This window comes from Mesorhizobium terrae (assembly GCF_008727715.1).
GTDB classification, from domain to species: Bacteria; Pseudomonadota; Alphaproteobacteria; order Rhizobiales; family Rhizobiaceae; genus Mesorhizobium; species Mesorhizobium terrae.
The window spans coordinates 2,954,892-2,972,894 of record NZ_CP044218.1 but is presented as its reverse complement, the minus strand read 5'-3'; the positions used below and the strand labels follow the sequence as shown (position 1 = coordinate 2,972,894).

Genomic DNA, 18,003 nt, shown 5'->3' with positions numbered 1-18,003 from the left:
ATGGCGGCTTGAGGCCCGAAGTCTGCCGTCGCGAAGGACGGCGAGGTCGGTCCGGGGCAAGAACACCGGGCGGGGCGCCTGTGAGGCGCCACGTACTATTACAGAGAGGCACCGACCAGGCGCCCCGCTTTCCCACCTCCCTCAAGGGGAGTGCTCTTTGACAAAAGCCAGGGCGGTCTTCCGCAGCGTGGCAATGAAGACGCTTGGCATCCGGGAAGGACGCACCCTTTTAACCCTCCCCGCGAATGGGGGAGGGCAAAGTTGCCTCAGTTCAGAAAAACGCCTGCAGGCCGGTCTGGGCTCGGCCGAGGATCAGCGCATGCACGTCATGCGCGCCCTCATAGGTGTTGACCGTCTCCAGGTTCTGCGCGTGGCGCATGACATGGTAGCCGATCTGGATGCCGTTGCCGCCATGCATGTCGCGGGCCATGCGGGCGATGTCGAGCGCCTTGCCGCAATTGTTGCGCTTGACGATCGAGATCATCTCCGGCGCCATCTTGCCGGCGTCCATCAGGCGGCCGACGCGCAACGAACCCTGCAGGCCGAGCGCGATGTCGGTCTGCATGTCGGCGAGCTTCTTCTGGTAGAGCTGCATGCCGGCCAGCGGCTTGCCGAACTGCTTGCGGTCGAGCCCATACTGGCGGGCACGATGCCAGCAATCCTCGGCCGCGCCCAGCGCGCCCCAGGAAATGCCAAAGCGGGCGCGGTTGAGGCAGCCGAACGGACCCTTGAGGCCGGCGACATTCGGCAGCAACGCGTCCTCGCCGACCTCGACGCCTTCCATGACGATCTCGCCGGTGATCGAGGCGCGCAGGCTCAGCTTGCCGCCGATCTTCGGCGCCGACAGGCCCTTCATGCCCTTTTCCAGCACAAAACCGCGGATCTGGTTGTCATGCGCGGCGGACTTCGCCCACACCACGAACACGTCGGCGATCGGCGCGTTGGAAATCCACATCTTCGAACCGGAAATGCGGTAGCCGCCAGGCGTCTTCTCGGCGCGGGTCTTCATGCCGCCCGGGTCCGAGCCGGCGTCCGGCTCGGTCAGGCCGAAGCAGCCGATCCATTCGCCGGAGGCGAGCTTCGGCAGGTACTTCTTGCGTTGCTCCTCCGAGCCATAGGCGTGGATGGGATACATGACCAGCGACGACTGCACGCTCATCATCGAGCGATAGCCGCTGTCGACACGCTCGACCTCGCGGGCGACCAGCCCATAGGTGACGTAGTTGGCGCCGAGACCGCCATATTCTTCCGGAACGGTGATGCCGAGCAGGCCGGCTTCGCCCATTTCGCGGAAGATCGCCGGGTCGGTCGTCTCGTTCATATAGGCGTCTTCGATGCGCGGCATCAGCTTGTCGGCAGCGAACGCGGCCGCGCCGTCGCGGATCATGCGCTCGTCCTCGGACAGCTGGTCGTCGAGCAGGAACGGATCGTCCCAGACAAAGGCGTTCTTGTCGGCGGCCATGGCATATCTCTCCCGGATTGCGCGGAACGTCCGGCTTATCGGCCCCCGCCCCGCAAAAATCAAATGAAATTGCCACCGCGATCAATGACGATTAGTAATGGATCATGAGCGTGCAACGTCGCCTTCTGCCGGCCACCGGCGCCCTCGCCGCCTTCGAGGCGGTGGCACGGCTCGGCTCGTTCACCGCCGCGGCACAGGAACTGGCGTTGACGCAGGGCGCCATCAGCCGGCAGATCAAGCAGTTGGAGGATCAGTTCGGCAAACGGCTGATCGAGCGCGACAGCCGCAACGTCCGGCTCTCGCCGGAGGGCGAGATCTATGCCGAGACGGTGCGCGCGGCACTTGGCCAATTGCGCGAGGCGGCCCTCGGATTGATGAGCAATCGGCATGGAGGGGTCCTGAACCTTGCCATCCTGCCCACATTCGGCACGCGCTGGCTGATGCCGCTGATCCCCGATTTCGTCGAAAAGAACCCGGACATCACCATCAACTTCGCCACCCGCATCGGCCGGTTCGACTTCTCCCGCGAGCGGCTGGACGCCGCCATCCATGTCGGCCAGCCGGACTGGCCGGGCGCCACCTCGACCCTTCTGATGCGCGAGGAGGTGGCGCCGGTCGCCGCGCCCGAATTCCTGGAAGCAAACGCCGTTGCCGCGCCGCGCGACCTCGGCCGCCTGCCGCTCCTGCACATGGCCTCGCGCCCCGGCGGCTGGGCGGAATGGTTCGAGCATCAGGGGCTGGCGGCGCCGACCGGCCCCGGCATGCAGTTCGAGCAGTTCTCGACGGCCGCCCAGGCCTGCATCGCCGGCCTCGGCATCGCCCTGTTGCCGCTGTTCCTGATCGCCGGCGAATTGCAGCGCGGCCAGTTGGTGCCGGCACCGGGTGGCCCGATGCAAAGCCGCAGCGCCTATTACCTGGTGGTGCCGGACGAAAAGCGGCTCTACCCGCCGGTCGCCAGTTTCCGCAGCTGGCTGCTCGCCAAGCTGCCGCAGACAGACTGACGGGGCGGTCGAGCAATGACGGACGCGATCGCTCTGGATATCGACGACCTGCGCGCGGTCACCGCCTATGCTGCCGAAAACGCGGCGGGCGTGCTGGCTATCTTCGAAGCATCGCATCCTTCGGATACCCGTCCGCGCGACGCCATCGCGGTCGCCCGGGCTTTCGCGCAAGGCGGCAAGCGCGGCAAGGCGTTGCGCGACGCCGCCTGGGCCGCGCTCGAGGCCGCCGGGCAAGCCGACGATGCGGCGGCAAACCAGGCGGCACGGGCGGCGATGAGCGCATGCGGGGCGGCCTATCTTCACCCGCTGGCCCGCGCCACGCAGGTCCGGCACATTCTCGGCGCCGCCGCCCACGCGACCCACGCCGCCGAACTGGCGGCCGGTGCGGCGCCGGATGCTGGCGCCGACCATCTGGAGCAGGCCGCTCGGCTAGCCAGCCCAAGGGTGATCGAGGTGTTATGCCGCTATCCCCCAGCACCGCCCGGCGGCGGGCGTGTCGGAGAATTGCTGCGCGCGCTGGACCGCAGGCTTCGTGGCACGGCACTGGCCGGCGAGGCAGGCGAAAGCTGAGGTCGGCCCGCAACACCCTTTCTGCCTTCTCCCCTTGCGGGAGAAGGGACGCTCCAGACGCCTTAGACCATCGTCGCTAGCGCCTCGAAGAAGGCGACGTTTTCGTGGTCGAGCGGATCGTCGACCGGTTCCGGCTGCGACGACATCTTGACGATGACGACCTCGCTCGCCGGATCGACGAACAGCCACTGGCCGTGGATGCCGATGCCGCAATAGGAACCCTTGCCGCTCTGGTACCATTTGTTGCGATAGCGTCCCTCAGGGAACAGCTGCGCCATGTCGCCCCGCTTCCAGGCATCCTGGCTGCCGGCTGTCGTCGTGTCGCGAACCCATGCCTCCGACACCACGCGCGTGCCATTGGCGAGACCGCCCTGGCGCATCATCTCGCCGATGCGGGCGAGATCGCGCGGCGTCAGCGAAATGCCGCCGGCGGTGCGGGCCGCGCCAAGACGATCGACGGTGATCGCGCCTTCGCCGCAGGCGCCAAGCGGTGCCCAGAGTTTCTCGCGCAGCAATTCCGGCACGCGCAGGCCGGAAGCGCGCTCGACCAGCATGCCGAGCAGGTCGGAGTTCGGCGAGCGGTAGCGGAACACTTCGCCATGCGGCCCAGGCAGGCGCTTGATCGACAGGAGGAATTCTTCCAGCCCTTCCTCGCCGCCGCCCGGGTTCCACAGCGTCGCCCGGCGATAGCGGGCGAAGGCGCTCTCGGGATCGAGATAGGCTTCCTCGAAGTCGAGGCTGACCGTCATGTCGAGCACGTGGCGGACCGTGGCGTCGCCATAGGCCGACCCGACCGCTTCGGGAATATAGGTGGTGACCGGCGCTTCCAGATCGAGGCGGCCTTCGCCTCCCAGGATGCCGGCGAGGATCGCGGTCAGCGATTTGCTGATCGAAAAGACGAGATGACGATTGCCGAACGCCATATGCGGCGCGAACCAGTCGCCGACGAATCTACCGCCCTTCATGACGGTGAGCGCATCGGCATGCGAACGCGCCAGAAAGCCCGCCACGGTTTCGCTGCCCTCGGCCAGCGCGACCGTTTCGCCAAGCAGACCGCTCATATCGGCTGCCGCCGTCTCGCCGGCCGCCGGGCCAGCTTCGATGCGCGCGCTGGGCACCAGTTCGCCGACATTCTGGAACGCCCAGCGGTTGAACGGCGTCGTGCGCCAGTTTGCCAGGCCTACGTCGCTGCGGCGAAAGCCGAATTTGTCCTCGAATGCGGTTGGGTTGGTCACGTCCTGTCCTTCCTGGGTAGTGCACGCAGCGCGGGAACCTTGGCGGCCACACCGGCTCTGCATCGATTGATCTATTCGGCGGCCGAGCCCAGCTCCGTCGCGATTGCCGCGATCGCCTTCAGCGTCGCCACCGCATAGGGTGTGTTGGAGAAGTCCGGAAAGGACGACAGCTTCACCGTCACCATCCGGTTGTTCCAGTCCACATGGATGAGCTGCCCGAAGACACCACGGCACATGAGCGCGCGCGAACGCGGATCCTGGATCCAGAACTGGTTGCGGTAGCTGCCTTCCGGCAGGCTCTCGGAAAACTGCGTGCCATGCACGCCGTTCCTGGTCGCCTCGATCCAGTCGGCGGGCACGATGCCGGCACCGTTGTCGAGGATCATCTGGCCGAAACGTGCATAGTCACGAAGCGTCGCGTTGAAACCGCCGTCGGCCAGCGCGTAGCCGGCGCTGTCCACGGTGAAACAAGCGCTTTCCTCTGCGCCAAGCTTCTGCCAGAGCTCTCCGGAAACAAGCTCGGCCAGCCTGCGCCCGGTCACGCGTTCCATGACGAAGGCCAGCACATCCGTCTCGATTGACCGATATTCAAAGGCTGCGCCGTGTGGCCGGGTGGTTTCCTTCAGCCGCAGGATGAGTTCCCACACATGGGCCGGCCACGGGAAAGAGGGATCGCTATCGGGCGGCGCAGGTTTCCAGCCGGAAGCGACGTCAACCTGACCGATATCGGAATAGCGATCGGTATAGGCTTCCGAAAACTTAACGCCGGTCGTCATGTCCAGCACGTGCTGGACCGTCGCGCCTGCCCAGCCAGTTTCTGCAAGTTCAGGAAGATAGGCCGTCACAGGTTTTGCCGGATCGATCAGACCCCGGCCGACAAGGATGCCGCAGACCGCAGCCGTAACCGATTTCGCCATCGACTGCGACAGATGCAACGAACGCGGTGTCATGCCGTTGAAATAACGTTCATAGGCGACCGTGCCGTCCTTCAGCACCAGGAAGCCGTCGGTATAGGTCTCGTCGAGAAGGCCGGCGAGCGTTGAGGGACGGCCAAGACTGTCGGTCACAGCCAGCGCATCGAGATTGGTCTCGGCGCGCGGCAATTCGCTTGCCGGGCCAGTGCCACGCCAAACCTCCACGGTCGGCACGATCTGGCGCATGTTCTGGAAGGCCCAGCGGTTCCAGGGCGCCCTGTCCCAGTCAAGCCGGGGTGGCACCAAGATCGGCGGTGTCCCCTGCATGATCGGTGGATGCGGATCGCTGTTGCGGTAGGGCTGCATGAGAAGCGCCTCCTGCGACATTCTCTAAACTTGTCGTTCAATGGCCGGTGCCGACTATGCTCGTCAGCGCCGGGCAGGTCGTCCGGCGGCTATTGCCGCCGGACGACAGGACCACTTACTTGCGCAGTTCGGTCCAGATCTTCTTGTAGAGCGCGTCGGCTTCTTCCGAGCACATCAACGCCATCGTGCCGTGCGGCTTGGCCTCGGCCGGCACCACGATCTCGGGCGCGTCGCGCATCTCGGCCGGCATGAACTTCTCCGAGCCGGCAACGCCATTGGCGTAGCGGTGATAGGCGGAAAGCCCTGCGGCAACTTCCGGGTCCATGATGAAGTTCTGGAACAGCTTGGCGTTCTCGACGTTCTTGGCGTCCTTCAGGACGACCACGTTGTCGGACCAGTAGGTGAAGCCTTCCTTCGGATAGCCGTAGTGGATCTGCGGATGCGCCAGGCGCATGCGCAGGCCGGCGCCGTTCCATGTGGTCGAGCCCTTGAAGTCGCCGGCGCCCATCTTGTCGATGGCGCCATATTCCATGGCGATCCAGTTCGGCTTGGCCGCCACCAGAAGGTCGCGCACCTTCTTCAGCACTTCCTTGTCGGCCGTGCACTGCTCGCCGCCGACATAGCGGATGGCGGCGGTCATCACGTCCTTCATTTCCGGAACGACGTTAACCTTGCCCTTCAGCTCGTCCGGCGTCTTGAAGACGATGTCCCAGGTGTTGATGTCGCCCTTGTAGGTGTCGCTGTTGACGACGATACCGACCGTGCCCCAGGCCCATGGCACCGAATATTTGCGGGCGGGGTCGAAATCGGGATTGGCCCATTCCGGGGCGATGTTCTTGAAATTCTCCATGCCGCCCGGATTGGTTTCCAAGAGCAGGCCTTCCTGGATCCAGATCGGCAGATGCGTCTGCGACGGCACCGCGATGTCGAAACCGGAACCGCCCTGGCGCACCTTGGCGAGCGCGGTGTCGTTGGAATCGTAGTCGGTGATGGTGACCTTGACCTTGTACTTTTCCTCGAACTTCTTGATCACGTCGGGGTTGGTGTAGTTGCCCCAATTGTAGATGTTGAGCTCGCCCTCGGCGCGGGCGAAGCCGGTCGCGGCAACGAGCGCCAATGCCGCCGTCGCGGCGAACAATCTCGAATTCATGGCAGGGCTCCTTTTTCTTGGTTGCGGTGTTTTCTGCCTGCTTCGGGCAAAAGGGGTGTGACAACCGGGACCGATTTCATCGGTCCCGGGTTCGTCATGTCGGGTAGGCTGGCTGCGAAGCTTACTTCTGCAGCTCGGTCCAGATCTTCGAGTAGATGTCCTGGATTTCCGGCGCGCAGAGGTGCTGCAGTTCGCCCAGCGACTTCACGTCGGCCGGGATGTTGACTTCCGGCGCGTCCTTCATGTCGGCGGGCATGAACTTCTCCGAACCGGCAATGCCGTTGGCATAGCGGTGGAAGGCCGAGTTCAGCGCCGCGTTTTCCGGATCCATCATGAAGTTCTGGAACAGCTTGGCGTTCTCGACGTTCTTGGCTTCCTTCAGAACGACGACGTTGTCGCTCCACAGGCCGTAGCCTTCCTTCGGATAGTTGTAGTGGATGGCCGGGTTGGCCAGCCGCTGGCGCAGCGCCGAGCCGTTCCAGTCGCTGGTGGCCTTGAAGTCGCCGGCGCCCATCTTCTCGATGGTGTTGTATTCCATCGCGATCCAGTTCGGCTTGGCGGCGACGAGCGTGTCGCGCACCTTCTTCAGCACCGCCTTGTCGTCGGTGCACTGCTTGCCGCCGACATATTTGATGGCGGCGAAGATGACGTCGTTCATCTCGGGAACGACATTGACCTTGCCCTTCAGCTCGTCAGGCGTGTTGAAGACGATGCCCCAGCTGTTGGCCGGGCCCTTGTAGGCGTCGGTGTTGACGACCACGCCGATCGTGCCCCAGGCCCATGGCACGGTGTATTTGCGGCCGGGATCGAAATCGGGATTGGCCCATTCCGGCGCCACGTTCTTGAAGTTCGCCATCTTGCCGGGATCGGTCTCCTGGATGAGACCTTCCTTGATCCAGATCGGGATGAAGGTCTGCGAGGGGATGGCGATGTCGAAACCGGTGCCGCCCTGACGCACCTTGGCGAGTGCGGTGTCGTTGGAATCGTAGTCGGTGACGGTGACCTTGACGTTGTACTGCTTCTCGAACTTCTTGATCATGTCGGGGCTGATGTAATTGCCCCAGTTGTAGATGTTGAGCGCGCCCTCGGCGCGGGCGAGGCCCGTCGAGGCCATCAGCGCCAGCCCGACGGCTGTCGCGGTTGTCTTCCAGTTCATTTCAGTCTCCCATTTTTTTGGTTGGTTTAGGCCTAGTCGCGTTTCCTGCTGACGAAGAAGAACAACGTGACGATGATGACCGACAGCAGCAGGAAGGCCGTCGAGATCGCGTTGATTTCAGGGGTGATGCCGCGGCGGATCTGGCCGAGCATGTAAGTTGGCAACGTGTCCTGGCCGCCCGACTTGACGAATTCGGTGATGACGACGTCGTCGAGCGAAATGACGAAGGCGAGCATCAGGCCGGCGAGGATGCCGGGCCAGAGCAGCGGCAGCGTGATGCGGCGGAAGGCCTGCCAGGGCGTGGCGTAGAGATCGGCCGCCGCGCGTTCCAGCGACAGGTCCATATTTTCCAGTCGCGCGCGGATCGGCAGATAGGCAAAGGGAATGCAGAACGCCGTATGCGCGGCGATCAGGTAACCCAGGCCCGAATAGCCGGTGAAGATCTTGATGCGCGAGAAGAAGATCAGCAGCGCCACGCCGGTGACGATTTCCGGCACCATCAGCGGCTGGTTGATCATCGCATATTTGAAGGTCAGCCCCGGATAGGGCGGCGTGCGGGTGGTGGCCAAGGCCGCCATGGTCGCCGCGATGGTGGCGAGCGTGGCGGCCACAGCCGCGATCTGGAAGGAGCGCAGCGTGGCATCGATCACCTGCGCGTTCTGCGAGGCCGACTGGAACCACTTCAGCGAGAAGCCGCCCCATTCCGACGTCGAGGGTGCCTCGTTGAAGGCGTAGACCACCAGCACGATGATCGGCAGGTAGAGCGCCACGAAGCACACGGCGGCGATCGTGGTGAAGCCCGGCTGGTGGCGAATGGAGAAGCTCTTAGCCATGCCGCACCTCCTGCGAGCCGGCGTTGCGCACGTAAACCAGGAGCGCCGCCATGACGATGAACATGACCGTGATCGACAGCGCCGAGCCCAGCGGCCAGTTGCGGCCCTGACCGAATTGCAGCTCGATCAGGTTGGACAGCATCATGTTCTTGCCGCCGCCGAGCACGCTCGGCGTCACATAGGCGCCGATGGCCGGGATGAAGACCAGGATCGAGCCGGCGATGACGCCGGGCTTGACCAGCGGGAAGATGATGCGGCGCAGCACCTGCCAGCGCGAGGCGTAGAGATCGTAGCCCGCCTCGACCAGACGGAAGTCGAGCTTTTCCATCGAGGCGTAGACCGGCAGCACCATCAGCGGCAGATAGACATAGGCCATGCCGATCAGGATCGCGACGTCGGTGTAGAGGATCTGGATCGGCGCCGAGATGATGCCGAGCTTCAACAGGATGGTGTTGACGATGCCTTCGTTGCGGATGATCTGCAGCACCGCGAAGGTGCGGATCAGAAGGTTCGTCCAGAACGGGATGGTGATCAGGAACAGCCACAGGTCACGCGTCTTCTCGCTGCGCGTGGCCATGAAATAGGCCGTCGGGAAGCCGAGCGCCAAGGTGGCGAGCGTGGTGATGACCGCCAGCTTCACCGAGCGCCAGAAGATGCTGATATGGGCGGCAGCCAGCGACAGCGTGTCGTCGAAGATGTCGCGCTCGAACAGCACCGACACCCAGGCGTCGGTCGAGAACTGCCACTTCACGTCGCCATAGGGGCCGGGCGTGAGGAAGGAATAGACGAGCACGATGGCCAACGGGCCGACCGCGGCGAAAAAGATGGTGAGCAAGGCAGGCGTCGTAAGGTACCAGCGGTTGCGAACGTCGCGCCGGTCGGCCGCCTTGGCGATTTCCTCGGCGGTGGCCATCAGTCCCTCAACACTTGTGCTGCGTCGTCGCTGATAGAGATGCCCGCCTTCTCGCCCGTCTCGAAGCCGCAGCTGGCGCTGCGCGCATTCTGCTGGCGCACGATGAAGAGGTCGTCGCTGCCGTCGAGCCGCAAATGGATGTGCGTGTCGGTGCCGAAATAGACGATGTTCTCGACCGTGCCCGAAAGCTCGCCCTTGCCCTTGACGAGCTTCGCATGTTCGGGCCGCACCACGACGGTCGCCTCGCCCTTCGGCTGGAAGCCGTCGGCAACGCTGGCCATGATGGTGGCACCCGATTTGAGCGTCGCGCGTGCCCTGCCGTTTTCCACGCCGGCGATCGACGCGGTCAGGAAATTGGTCTCGCCGATGAAGTCGGCGACGAACCGGTCGGCCGGCTTGTCATAGATGTCCCAGGGTGAACCCACCTGCAGGATCTTGCCCGACGACATCACCGCGATGCGGTCGGACATGGTCAGCGCTTCTTCCTGGTCGTGGGTGACGAAGATGAAGGTGATGCCGGTCTGGTTCTGCAGCCGCTTCAGTTCGATCTGCATTTCCTTGCGCAGCTTGTAGTCGAGCGCCGAAAGCGGCTCGTCGAGAAGCAGCACTTTCGGCTGCGGCGCCAGCGCGCGTGCCAGCGCCACGCGCTGCTGCTGACCGCCGGAAATCTGGCTGGTGCGCCGCGAGGCCAGATGCTCCATGCGCACCAGCTTCAGCATCTCGGCGACGCGCGCCTTGATCTCGGCCTTTGGCTTACGCAGCATCTCCAGGCCGAAGCCGATATTCTGCGCCACCGTCATGTGCGGGAACAGCGCATAGCTCTGGAAAACAGTGTTGACCGGCCGCTTGAACGGCGGCAGCAGCGCGATGTTGTCGCCATAGAGCTGGATCTCGCCGGCGCTCGGATAGTCGAAGCCGGCGATCAGCCTGAGCAGCGTCGTCTTTCCGCAGCCCGACGGCCCCAACAGCGTGAAAAACTCGTTTTCCCGGATCGATACTGAGACCGTGTCCAACGCGGCAACCGCCGCTTCCCCAGAACCGAAGACTTTCCGTACATCACGGACTTCGATCGCGTTCTTACCCGGTTGTTCCGGCACGCAAACCCCTCTTTTTGTTCTCGGCCTGCCCTCGAAAGCAGGCTTCTTTTTCTGTCTCAGATTGTCACCACAAGCCGCCACGCTTGGCAACAATCGCATTGAATACCAGTTCAGGAAGCGAAACGAATGTTCAGCTTGCGACCTGATAGGTGACCTTACCTCCGCAGATGGTGACCGCCGGCCGCACCTCGTGCAGCTGGCGCGGTTCCACCGCTTCGATATCGTGCGAGAGCACCACAAGGTCGGCCATGAAGCCTTCCTTCAGCCTGCCCTTTCGGTGCTCCGTGAACTCGGCATGGGCGCCCTCGACCGTGTAGGCCGCAAGCGATTCCATCAGCGAGAAACTCTGGTCCGGGTCGCCTTCGGCCCACGGCTTGCGCAGCATCGCCGCCTGCATGCCACGGATCGGATCGATCGAGGCGACCGGCCAGTCGGAAGCAAACACGACATGGGCGCCGGCGCTCTTCAGCGTGCGCCAGGCATAGCTCAGCGGCCAGCGCGCCTTGCCGATGCGCGACACGGTCGGCTCCAGCGGGAAATCCATCGCGCCCGGAGGATGCGGAGGCTGCATTGAGGCAATGACGCCGAGTTCGGAGAAACGCGGCACGTCCGTCGGCGCGACCACCTCGATATGCTCGATGCGGTGGCGGCTGTCGCGCTTGCCATTGGCCTTGGCGGCGGCTTCGTAGCCGTCGAGCACGGCATTGACCGCGCCATCCCCGATCGCATGCACCGCGATCTGCAATCCACGCGCATCGATGGCGACGGCCAGTTCCTTGAACTCGGCCGGCGTGAACAGCGGTTCGCCGACCCAGTCGAGACGATCGGCGTAGGGCTCGACCATCACGGCGGTCCAGGAGTCCAGCACGCCGTCGTAGAAAACCTTGACCATGCGCGACGACAGCCATTCGCTGTCGTATCGCGTGGCCATTGTCGACGCCTTTTCCAGCATCTCGAGCTTCATGAAATTCTTGAAATGGAAGGGCATCTTGACACGACAGGAGAGCCCTTCCTCGGCCTCGATCTCGGCCAGCAGTTCGAGCTGGTAGAGATTGCCATCCATGTTCTGGATCGAGGTGATGCCGTGTTCGGCGCACCAGGCAAGGCCGCGCCGCATGATGTCGCGGTCGGCGGCGCGCTGCGCGGGCGTCGGCGCGGGATCGGGCTCGCCGCCGGTCGACAGGCCGAGCCGCACGCGTTCCTCGTCGGCCAGCGCCAGCACCGGGCCAAAGGCCTCGCCTTCGCGCAATTCGCCCTCGGCTAGCCCGTCCTCGCCCATGACGATCTCGTTGCCGGGTCCGAGCGCGCGGCCATGCAGCACGCCGGCGGCTTCAAGCGCCTTGGTGTTGGCCCACATCGTATGGTGGTCGGGCGCGGCCATGCAGAACGGCCGGTCGGGCAGGATTGCGTCGAGATGATGCCGGGTGACGCGTTCATCGCCGAGAATGGTGTAATCGGCCGACTGCGCGACCAGCATCGGCGCATCGGGGCGCTTGGCCGCATAGGCACGGACCGCGTCACGCAACGCGTCGAACCCGTGCACGCCGATGAGCTGCAGATGCGCCAGTTCGGCGGCGCCGGAAAAGAGATGCATATGCGCTTCGATGAAACCGGGGATCACCGAACCGCCCTTGGCGTCGATGACTTTCGTGGCCGGCCCCTTGAGCGCCTCGATGGCAGCGCGGCTGCCGACGGCAAGGATAGCGCCATCCTTCACGGCAACGGCTTCGGCGGCTGGCAGATCGTCATCCATGGTCAGGACACGACCATTGAAGACGATCAGATCGGCTTGACGAACCGTACCCGTGACAGACATCGCAGCTCCGCGCTTTGTGACTGACCTAGACTGCCCAGCCTACTGTTCCACGACCGACCGCTCCGCTGGAACGACGTTGTGAGACGGAAAGCTGATGCCAGTCCGCCGCCCTCGGAATTCCCCTGGTTTCCCTAAAGACAGCGTGATGAAAAAATGCGACTAATTATTCGCGTTTGTCAATACGCGGTTTTTGGAATGCATTGTGGACAGCACCCTTCGCGTGTGGTGAGAGCTAGCGGAGGATGGGGGATTCGAGCAGTGAATCGCGATCTCAAACGGAAAACCAGGATTGCGCTCGAGCCCCGCAAGCAGCCGCGGCAGGAGCGGTCGAGCAAAGTCGTGGACAGGATTCTCGATGCTGCGCTGATCTTGACGCGAGAACAGGGAACCAAGACACCGACGACGCTTGCCATTGCGCAGCGCGCCGGTTTGTCGGTCGGCTCGGTCTACCAATATTATCCCAACAAGGAAGCTATTCTTCTGGATCTCGCACGGCGCTGGCTGGGCGCGTTTCCGGAAGTGATCGCAAAACGCATCGAGGCACCACGACCGACCGACCGCGACGCCTTCCGGCGGGAGGTGCGCGAACTCTTCATCGACACGTCCAGGCTTTATCTCGACAACGCCAGCCTGATGCCGGTCATCGAGGCCATCACCGGCAATGCCGAGCTGAGGCCGATCCAGAACGAATATGACGAGCGGATTATCGCCCTCTACGCCGCCTGGCTGCAGCATGTGAACCCCGCCCTCAAGGACGAGGTCGCCGGCCGGCTGGGCGTCTTGATGATGGAAGTCGGGCACGTATGCCGGCTGGTCGGCCTGAAGAGAGACCGCAAGGCCTTCGATCTCATCCAGGACGACGTGGAAATCATGTGGCTCGCTCTGGTCACACCCTATCTCGATCTCGACTAAAAACCATTCCAGGGAAGGAACCTTATGAAGACTGTCTATTCGCCGCTCCATGCCGGCCACGCCGGCACGATGGAACTGATGTCGGGAGCGATCATGCCTGGCTTCGAGAAACCGTCCCGGGCCGAAATCATCAAGGCACGGGTCGAGAGCGAGAAGCTGGGGCCGATCCTGGCGCCGGAGGTTCACGACCTCGCCGCCGCCAAGCGCGTGCACAAGGCCGACTACATCGACTTCCTGCCGACCGTCTATCCGGAGTGGGAGGCGCTTGGACGTTCCGGCTCGGCCATCCCTTACACCTGGCCGACGCGCGGCCTGCGCGGCGACGTGGTGCCGGCTACGCTCGACGGCAAGCTCGGCCATTATTCCTTCGACGCCGGCGCACCTTTCGTGAAGGGCACTTGGGAAGCGATCAAATCGTCCTATGACGTCGTCATGACCGGCGCCAAGCTGGTCAAGAACGGCGAGCGCGCCGCCTTCGCCTTGTGCCGTCCGCCCGGCCACCATGCCGGCGCCGGCTTCATGGGCGGCTATTGCTACATCAACAACGCGGCAGTCGCCGCGCAATGGTTCCTCGACCAGGGCGCCAAACGCATCGCCATCCTCGATGTCGACTACCACCACGGCAACGGCACGCAGGAAATCTTCTATGCCAGGGCAGACGTTCAGGTGCTGAACCTGCATGGCGATCCGATGGTCGAGTACCCCTATTTCCTCGGCCATGCCGACGAAGATGGCGAGGGCGCCGGCGAAGGCTTCAACATCAACTACCCGCTTCCCTTCGGCACGACCTGGGAAGCCTGGAACGCCGCGCTGGAAGACGCCTGCGCCAAGCTCGCCGCCTACGCACCCGATGTCGTCGTCGTCTCGCTGGGCGTCGACACTTTCGAAAAGGACCCGATCAGCCAGTTCAAGCTGAAGAGCGGCGACTATCCGAAGATCGGCGCCCGCATCGCCAGGCTGAACCTACCGACACTGTTCGTCATGGAAGGTGGTTATGCCGTCGACGAGATCGGCGTCAACGCCGTCGGCGTGCTGACCGGCTTCGAGGGCCGCTGACGCAATGCGGCGCCTCGCCGGCATCGATCGGCGAGGCGTTGCGCATGGCAAAACCCAGCAAATGCGCGGGTGAGTCGCATTTGTGAGTCCGCTGAATCCAAATCTGTCAAATCCTGTTTGAAGTTGGATTCAGCAGAGGCTAAATTAAACCCGAATCAGCCGTTCCGCGGGGGCGCGGCGAACCATCTAAAGTCCTGATGTTCCGGTGTTTTCCGGCGCAAGGCGCGATTGGTTTCGCGTTCCCCTGACGGATTCGTCCGATCGGGCGCCTTTTCGTGCCCGGAGTGAGTTTAAGGTAATTGTGACGCGTATCCGCGTCCGGGGCTGATGAAAACAGCGCCGGGCAAGAAAGATGGATTCTGGCCTCAAGACTATGACAGCCTTCGCAGCGCCTTTGACATCGGATGCAGTCGGAATTCGCCTCTCCTCCCGGGCGGACCTGACCGGCTTCCTCACCCAGCTCGCCGACGAGATCGGCGCCGACAGCTATATGCTGGTCGCCATCGTTCACGAACAGGAACGCAACGATGCCCGCATCGTCGCCTCCAACTGGCTCTATGACGCGATCGAACTGATCGGCAAGCGCCTGATCGCCAGCCTCGCCCACGGACCGCTGACGGCGGCACCCGGCACCCGCGCCCAGCCCCTGGTCACCGCCCATGCCGACACCGCGAGCGGCCTGCTCAGCGGCGAGGAAGCGAGGCTGCTCGACGTGCTCGGCCATGCCGAGCTTTATTCGCTGCGCCTGGATGTCGGCCGGCAACGCCTCTTCGTGCTGTTTTCCGCCGCCGAGACAGACCGGATCGATCCGGCGGCGCTCAATCGCGCGCAGCTGAAATGCTGCTACGCTCTGTCGCAGGTTTCGCAGCTTCTGGCAGCGGCGGCGGTGCAGGACCCGCTTTCCGACCGCGAGCGCGAATGCCTGTTCTGGGTGTCGGAAGGCAAGACCACCGAGGAGGTCGCGGTAATCCTCGGCGTCTCGGCCAACACGGTCAACAGCTACATCACCCACGCCATCCAGAAGTTCTCGGCCTCCAACCGCGCGATGGCCATCGCAACAGCGATCAGGAGTGGCATCATTTGACACGGGCTCATGCCAGCGCGACCGCCGAGCACGCTTTCGGCTCCCATTCCAACCCCTTCGGCGGCTTCGTCGGCGGTTCCGAGTTGCAGGCCGTCACCATTCCCGATGCCGTGCGCCGCTGCCGCTGGATCGCGATGGATATCAACGCCGAGGCTTTCGGGCTCTTTTTCGTCGCCCCCGCCGCCGAGCGTGCGCGGCTGGTGGCCTGCTTCGATTCCGACTATCCAAGCGTCGCCCAGGCGACACGGATGGTCTCCGATCCGGCTGGCGAAGAGATCGTCCAGCACACGCGTCAATCGACCGGCCCGCGCTGGTGGTGTGACGACAGCCAGGCCGAAAGCGGAGGCGCGTTGCGCGACCTCACCTGGGTGGAGCGGACGACGCCGCTCGTTCCCGGCACCACCGGCATCGCCTTCCCGGTCCATGCCGACCACGGCCAGTGCGGACTGGTGGTGTTCTTCGGCGCCGCCATGACCCTGTCCGGCAACGCCGTCTACGACATTCACGCCCGGTGTTTTTCACTGTTCAACGCCGTGGCGCGGATCCGGCCCGGCGAAACCGGGCGAGCCCGCGCTATGTCGAAACGCGAGCTGGAATGCCTGAAGCTCACCGCCAATGGCTATACCAGCGAAGAGATCGCCCGGCTGCTGAAACTGTCGGTACACACTGCCAACCAGTATCTGACCCAGTCGGCGCAGAAGCTGGACGCAGTGAACCGCACCCAGGCGGTCGCCAAGGCCTTGCGCCTCGGGCTCATCGACTAGCAAAGACGGACAAGAAAGCGGCTTGGGCTGCCTGTTGCCGGCGGTCGCCTACTGCATCGGCCAGAAAATCGGAATCGATTTTCGGTAGGCACGATGCAGCAGATAAAGAGTGTTAGAGTGTCCTTTGCGCGTCCAATTGGACGCGCGGCGCTCTAACCGATCGCCTCGGGACGGCGGATGCGGGCATCTTCGAGCAGGGCTTCCAGCAGTTCGGTGTTGCGCTCCGGGTCTTCGTCCGGTTTTTCGAATGAGACATAGTTGAGCACGACCGAAGCCTCGTTCTCGGTCAGCGTAAGCTGGAAATAGACCGTTGCGCCGCGTGGCCTGAGCTCCAGGTCGAGCACGATGCGCGGCCAGCCGCTCCAGTCGACATGCACCTCGCCACCATGGCCCAGCCGCAGCGTACCCGGCATGAAGAAGAGTTCCGACGCCGAATCCACCAGGTCCGACAGGCAGGCGAAATGCTCCAGCCGGATGAAGGCGATATAGTCGGCGACATCGATCAGCCGAAGCTCCGACACGACCTGCTCGATGGCGCGGGCGACGATGATTTCACGCGAAAGTGTGTGCGGCTGTCGATTCATGTGACCCGTCGGCGCTCCGCCTTGTTTGAGTAAACCACCCGTACCAACTCGGCGACTGCTTGGTAAAATTGTGATGGGATGACGCTATCAACCGAAACTTGCTTGTACATGGAGCGAGCCAAAGCAACGTCCTCGAAAATCGGAATATTGTGCTCCTTGGCGATCTCGCGAATACGCAGCGCCACGAGATCCTGGCCCTTGGCCAGCACAACCGGCGCGGCGTCCTGATCGCGCACATATCGCAACGCAATCGAGAAGTGCGTCGGGTTGGCGATGACCAAAGTGGCGTTGGGCACCGCCGTCATCATGCGCCGTCTTGCCCGGTCGCGCGCCAGCGAACGCAGCCGCGACTTGACGATGGGGTCGCCTTCCGACTGCTTCAACTCGTCCTTCACTTCCTGCTTGCTCATCCTGAGATCGCGCTTCCAGTGGAAGCGTGACCAGACGAAGTCGGCAGACGCGATCACCGCCATGACGAAGACGATGGCAACGAGGATCTGCACGGCGATCGAGCGGATGACCTGCACGAATTCGACCGGGCTGGTGATCATGCCGTTGAGCAACTGGCGATGCGTTTGCGAAAGCGCGAAGAACAGCACCGTGATGGCGAAACCGACCTTGGCCAGCGATTTCAGAAACTCGACGAACCCCTGCACGCCGAACATCCGCTTCCAGCCCTGGAAGAGCGAGATGCGCGACCATTGCGGCCGGATGCGCTCGCCGACGAATTGCGGCAGGTTCTGGAAGATCGAAGCCCCGATGCCCGCGACCACCAGGAGCACGAGCAGGCTGACCACGGCGCGGCCGATCTCGGCCAGCACCATGCTGTAGAGCTGGATGACGTCCGTCTCGGTGTCCATCGGCCAGGATTCCGGCCGTTCGAGAAACGATGAGAGGAATACGCTGAGGCTGAGAACGGCTTCGCGCGCGTAGAACACGGTGAAGACCAGGATGGCGACGAAGGAGGTGAGGATCGCGGCTTCCTTCGAGTGGGGCAGCTTGCCCTTCTCGACGGTGTCGCGAATCTTCTTCTCTGTGGCTTCCTCGGTTTTGGAGTCCTTGTCCTCGCCGTCAGCCATGTCGCGCCCGA

General features: G+C 63.6%; 17 protein-coding genes. 6 read left to right on the top strand and 11 right to left on the bottom strand.

The window, feature by feature from the left end; all coding sequences use genetic code 11:
- Nucleotides 1-271: 271 nt before the first annotated feature.
- Nucleotides 272-1,462, bottom strand: a complete 1,191-nt coding sequence (locus FZF13_RS15675) for an acyl-CoA dehydrogenase (RefSeq protein WP_024925749.1) — start codon at nucleotides 1,460-1,462, stop codon at nucleotides 272-274.
- A gap of 104 nt (nucleotides 1,463-1,566) precedes the next feature.
- On the opposite strand from FZF13_RS15675, the gene FZF13_RS15670 reads away from it, so the two are divergent.
- Together FZF13_RS15670 and FZF13_RS15665 are read left to right on the top strand one after the other, a co-directional pair.
- Nucleotides 1,567-2,463 carry a LysR family transcriptional regulator gene (locus FZF13_RS15670; RefSeq protein WP_024925750.1) on the top strand — a complete coding sequence of 299 codons (897 nt, stop codon included), beginning with the start codon at nucleotides 1,567-1,569 and terminating at the stop codon, nucleotides 2,461-2,463.
- A gap of 15 nt (nucleotides 2,464-2,478) precedes the next feature.
- Nucleotides 2,479-3,033, top strand: a complete 555-nt coding sequence (locus FZF13_RS15665; RefSeq protein ID WP_024925751.1) for a putative immunity protein — start codon at nucleotides 2,479-2,481, stop codon at nucleotides 3,031-3,033.
- Between the two features lie 62 nt (nucleotides 3,034-3,095).
- Here the strand turns inward: FZF13_RS15665 and FZF13_RS15660 are convergent, their stop codons facing one another.
- The 8 genes from FZF13_RS15660 to FZF13_RS15625 all read right to left on the bottom strand — a co-directional run bounded on the left by FZF13_RS15660 (nucleotide 3,096) and on the right by FZF13_RS15625 (nucleotide 12,513).
- The gene (locus FZF13_RS15660) at nucleotides 3,096-4,268 is read right to left on the bottom strand and encodes a serine hydrolase domain-containing protein (protein ID WP_024925752.1); all 1,173 of its coding nucleotides are present in this window, start codon (nucleotides 4,266-4,268) and stop codon (nucleotides 3,096-3,098) included.
- Between the two features lie 71 nt (nucleotides 4,269-4,339).
- Nucleotides 4,340-5,548 carry a serine hydrolase domain-containing protein gene (locus FZF13_RS15655; protein ID WP_024925753.1) on the bottom strand — a complete coding sequence of 403 codons (1,209 nt, stop codon included), beginning with the start codon at nucleotides 5,546-5,548 and terminating at the stop codon, nucleotides 4,340-4,342.
- 115 nt (nucleotides 5,549-5,663) lie between these two features.
- The gene (locus tag FZF13_RS15650) at nucleotides 5,664-6,698 is read right to left on the bottom strand and encodes an extracellular solute-binding protein (protein ID WP_024925754.1); all 1,035 of its coding nucleotides are present in this window, start codon (nucleotides 6,696-6,698) and stop codon (nucleotides 5,664-5,666) included.
- Nucleotides 6,699-6,819: 121 nt separating this feature from the next.
- Complete coding sequence (locus FZF13_RS15645) at nucleotides 6,820-7,854, bottom strand: ABC transporter substrate-binding protein (protein WP_024925755.1); 1,035 nt, start codon at nucleotides 7,852-7,854, stop codon at nucleotides 6,820-6,822.
- 32 nt (nucleotides 7,855-7,886) lie between these two features.
- The gene (locus tag FZF13_RS15640) at nucleotides 7,887-8,687 is read right to left on the bottom strand and encodes an ABC transporter permease (protein WP_024925756.1); all 801 of its coding nucleotides are present in this window, start codon (nucleotides 8,685-8,687) and stop codon (nucleotides 7,887-7,889) included.
- Nucleotides 8,680-9,600, bottom strand: a complete 921-nt coding sequence (locus FZF13_RS15635; RefSeq protein ID WP_024925757.1) for an ABC transporter permease — start codon at nucleotides 9,598-9,600, stop codon at nucleotides 8,680-8,682. Before FZF13_RS15635 ends, FZF13_RS15640 begins: the two co-directional genes overlap by 8 nt.
- Nucleotides 9,600-10,697: an ABC transporter ATP-binding protein gene (locus tag FZF13_RS15630; RefSeq protein WP_024925758.1), complete on the bottom strand. Its 1,098-nt coding sequence runs from the start codon at nucleotides 10,695-10,697 to the stop codon at nucleotides 9,600-9,602. Before FZF13_RS15630 ends, FZF13_RS15635 begins: the two co-directional genes overlap by 1 nt.
- A gap of 130 nt (nucleotides 10,698-10,827) precedes the next feature.
- Nucleotides 10,828-12,513, bottom strand: a complete 1,686-nt coding sequence (locus FZF13_RS15625) for an amidohydrolase (protein ID WP_024925759.1) — start codon at nucleotides 12,511-12,513, stop codon at nucleotides 10,828-10,830.
- 339 nt (nucleotides 12,514-12,852) lie between these two features.
- On the opposite strand from FZF13_RS15625, the gene FZF13_RS15620 reads away from it, so the two are divergent.
- The 4 genes from FZF13_RS15620 (at nucleotide 12,853) to FZF13_RS15605 (ending at nucleotide 16,329) form a co-directional block, all read left to right on the top strand.
- Nucleotides 12,853-13,425 (top strand): TetR/AcrR family transcriptional regulator, encoded by a 573-nt coding sequence (locus FZF13_RS15620; RefSeq protein WP_244431133.1) that lies wholly within the window; start codon nucleotides 12,853-12,855, stop codon nucleotides 13,423-13,425.
- Nucleotides 13,426-13,449: 24 nt separating this feature from the next.
- Nucleotides 13,450-14,481: a histone deacetylase family protein gene (locus FZF13_RS15615; protein ID WP_024925761.1), complete on the top strand. Its 1,032-nt coding sequence runs from the start codon at nucleotides 13,450-13,452 to the stop codon at nucleotides 14,479-14,481.
- 394 nt (nucleotides 14,482-14,875) lie between these two features.
- Nucleotides 14,876-15,565 carry a helix-turn-helix transcriptional regulator gene (locus FZF13_RS15610; RefSeq protein ID WP_425505471.1) on the top strand — a complete coding sequence of 230 codons (690 nt, stop codon included), beginning with the start codon at nucleotides 14,876-14,878 and terminating at the stop codon, nucleotides 15,563-15,565.
- Complete coding sequence (locus FZF13_RS15605; RefSeq protein ID WP_024925763.1) at nucleotides 15,562-16,329, top strand: helix-turn-helix transcriptional regulator; 768 nt, start codon at nucleotides 15,562-15,564, stop codon at nucleotides 16,327-16,329. Before FZF13_RS15610 ends, FZF13_RS15605 begins: the two co-directional genes overlap by 4 nt.
- A 152-nt stretch (nucleotides 16,330-16,481) precedes the next feature.
- Here the strand turns inward: FZF13_RS15605 and FZF13_RS15600 are convergent, their stop codons facing one another.
- Both FZF13_RS15600 and flhB read right to left on the bottom strand, forming a co-directional pair.
- Entirely contained in the window at nucleotides 16,482-16,913 is a 432-nt protein-coding gene (locus tag FZF13_RS15600; RefSeq protein WP_024925764.1) for a hypothetical protein, read from the bottom strand.
- On the bottom strand, nucleotides 16,910-17,992 hold the full coding sequence (flhB, locus tag FZF13_RS15595) for a flagellar biosynthesis protein FlhB (RefSeq protein WP_024925765.1): 1,083 nt from the start codon (nucleotides 17,990-17,992) through the stop codon (nucleotides 16,910-16,912). Before flhB ends, FZF13_RS15600 begins: the two co-directional genes overlap by 4 nt.
- Nucleotides 17,993-18,003: the final 11 nt, after the last annotated feature.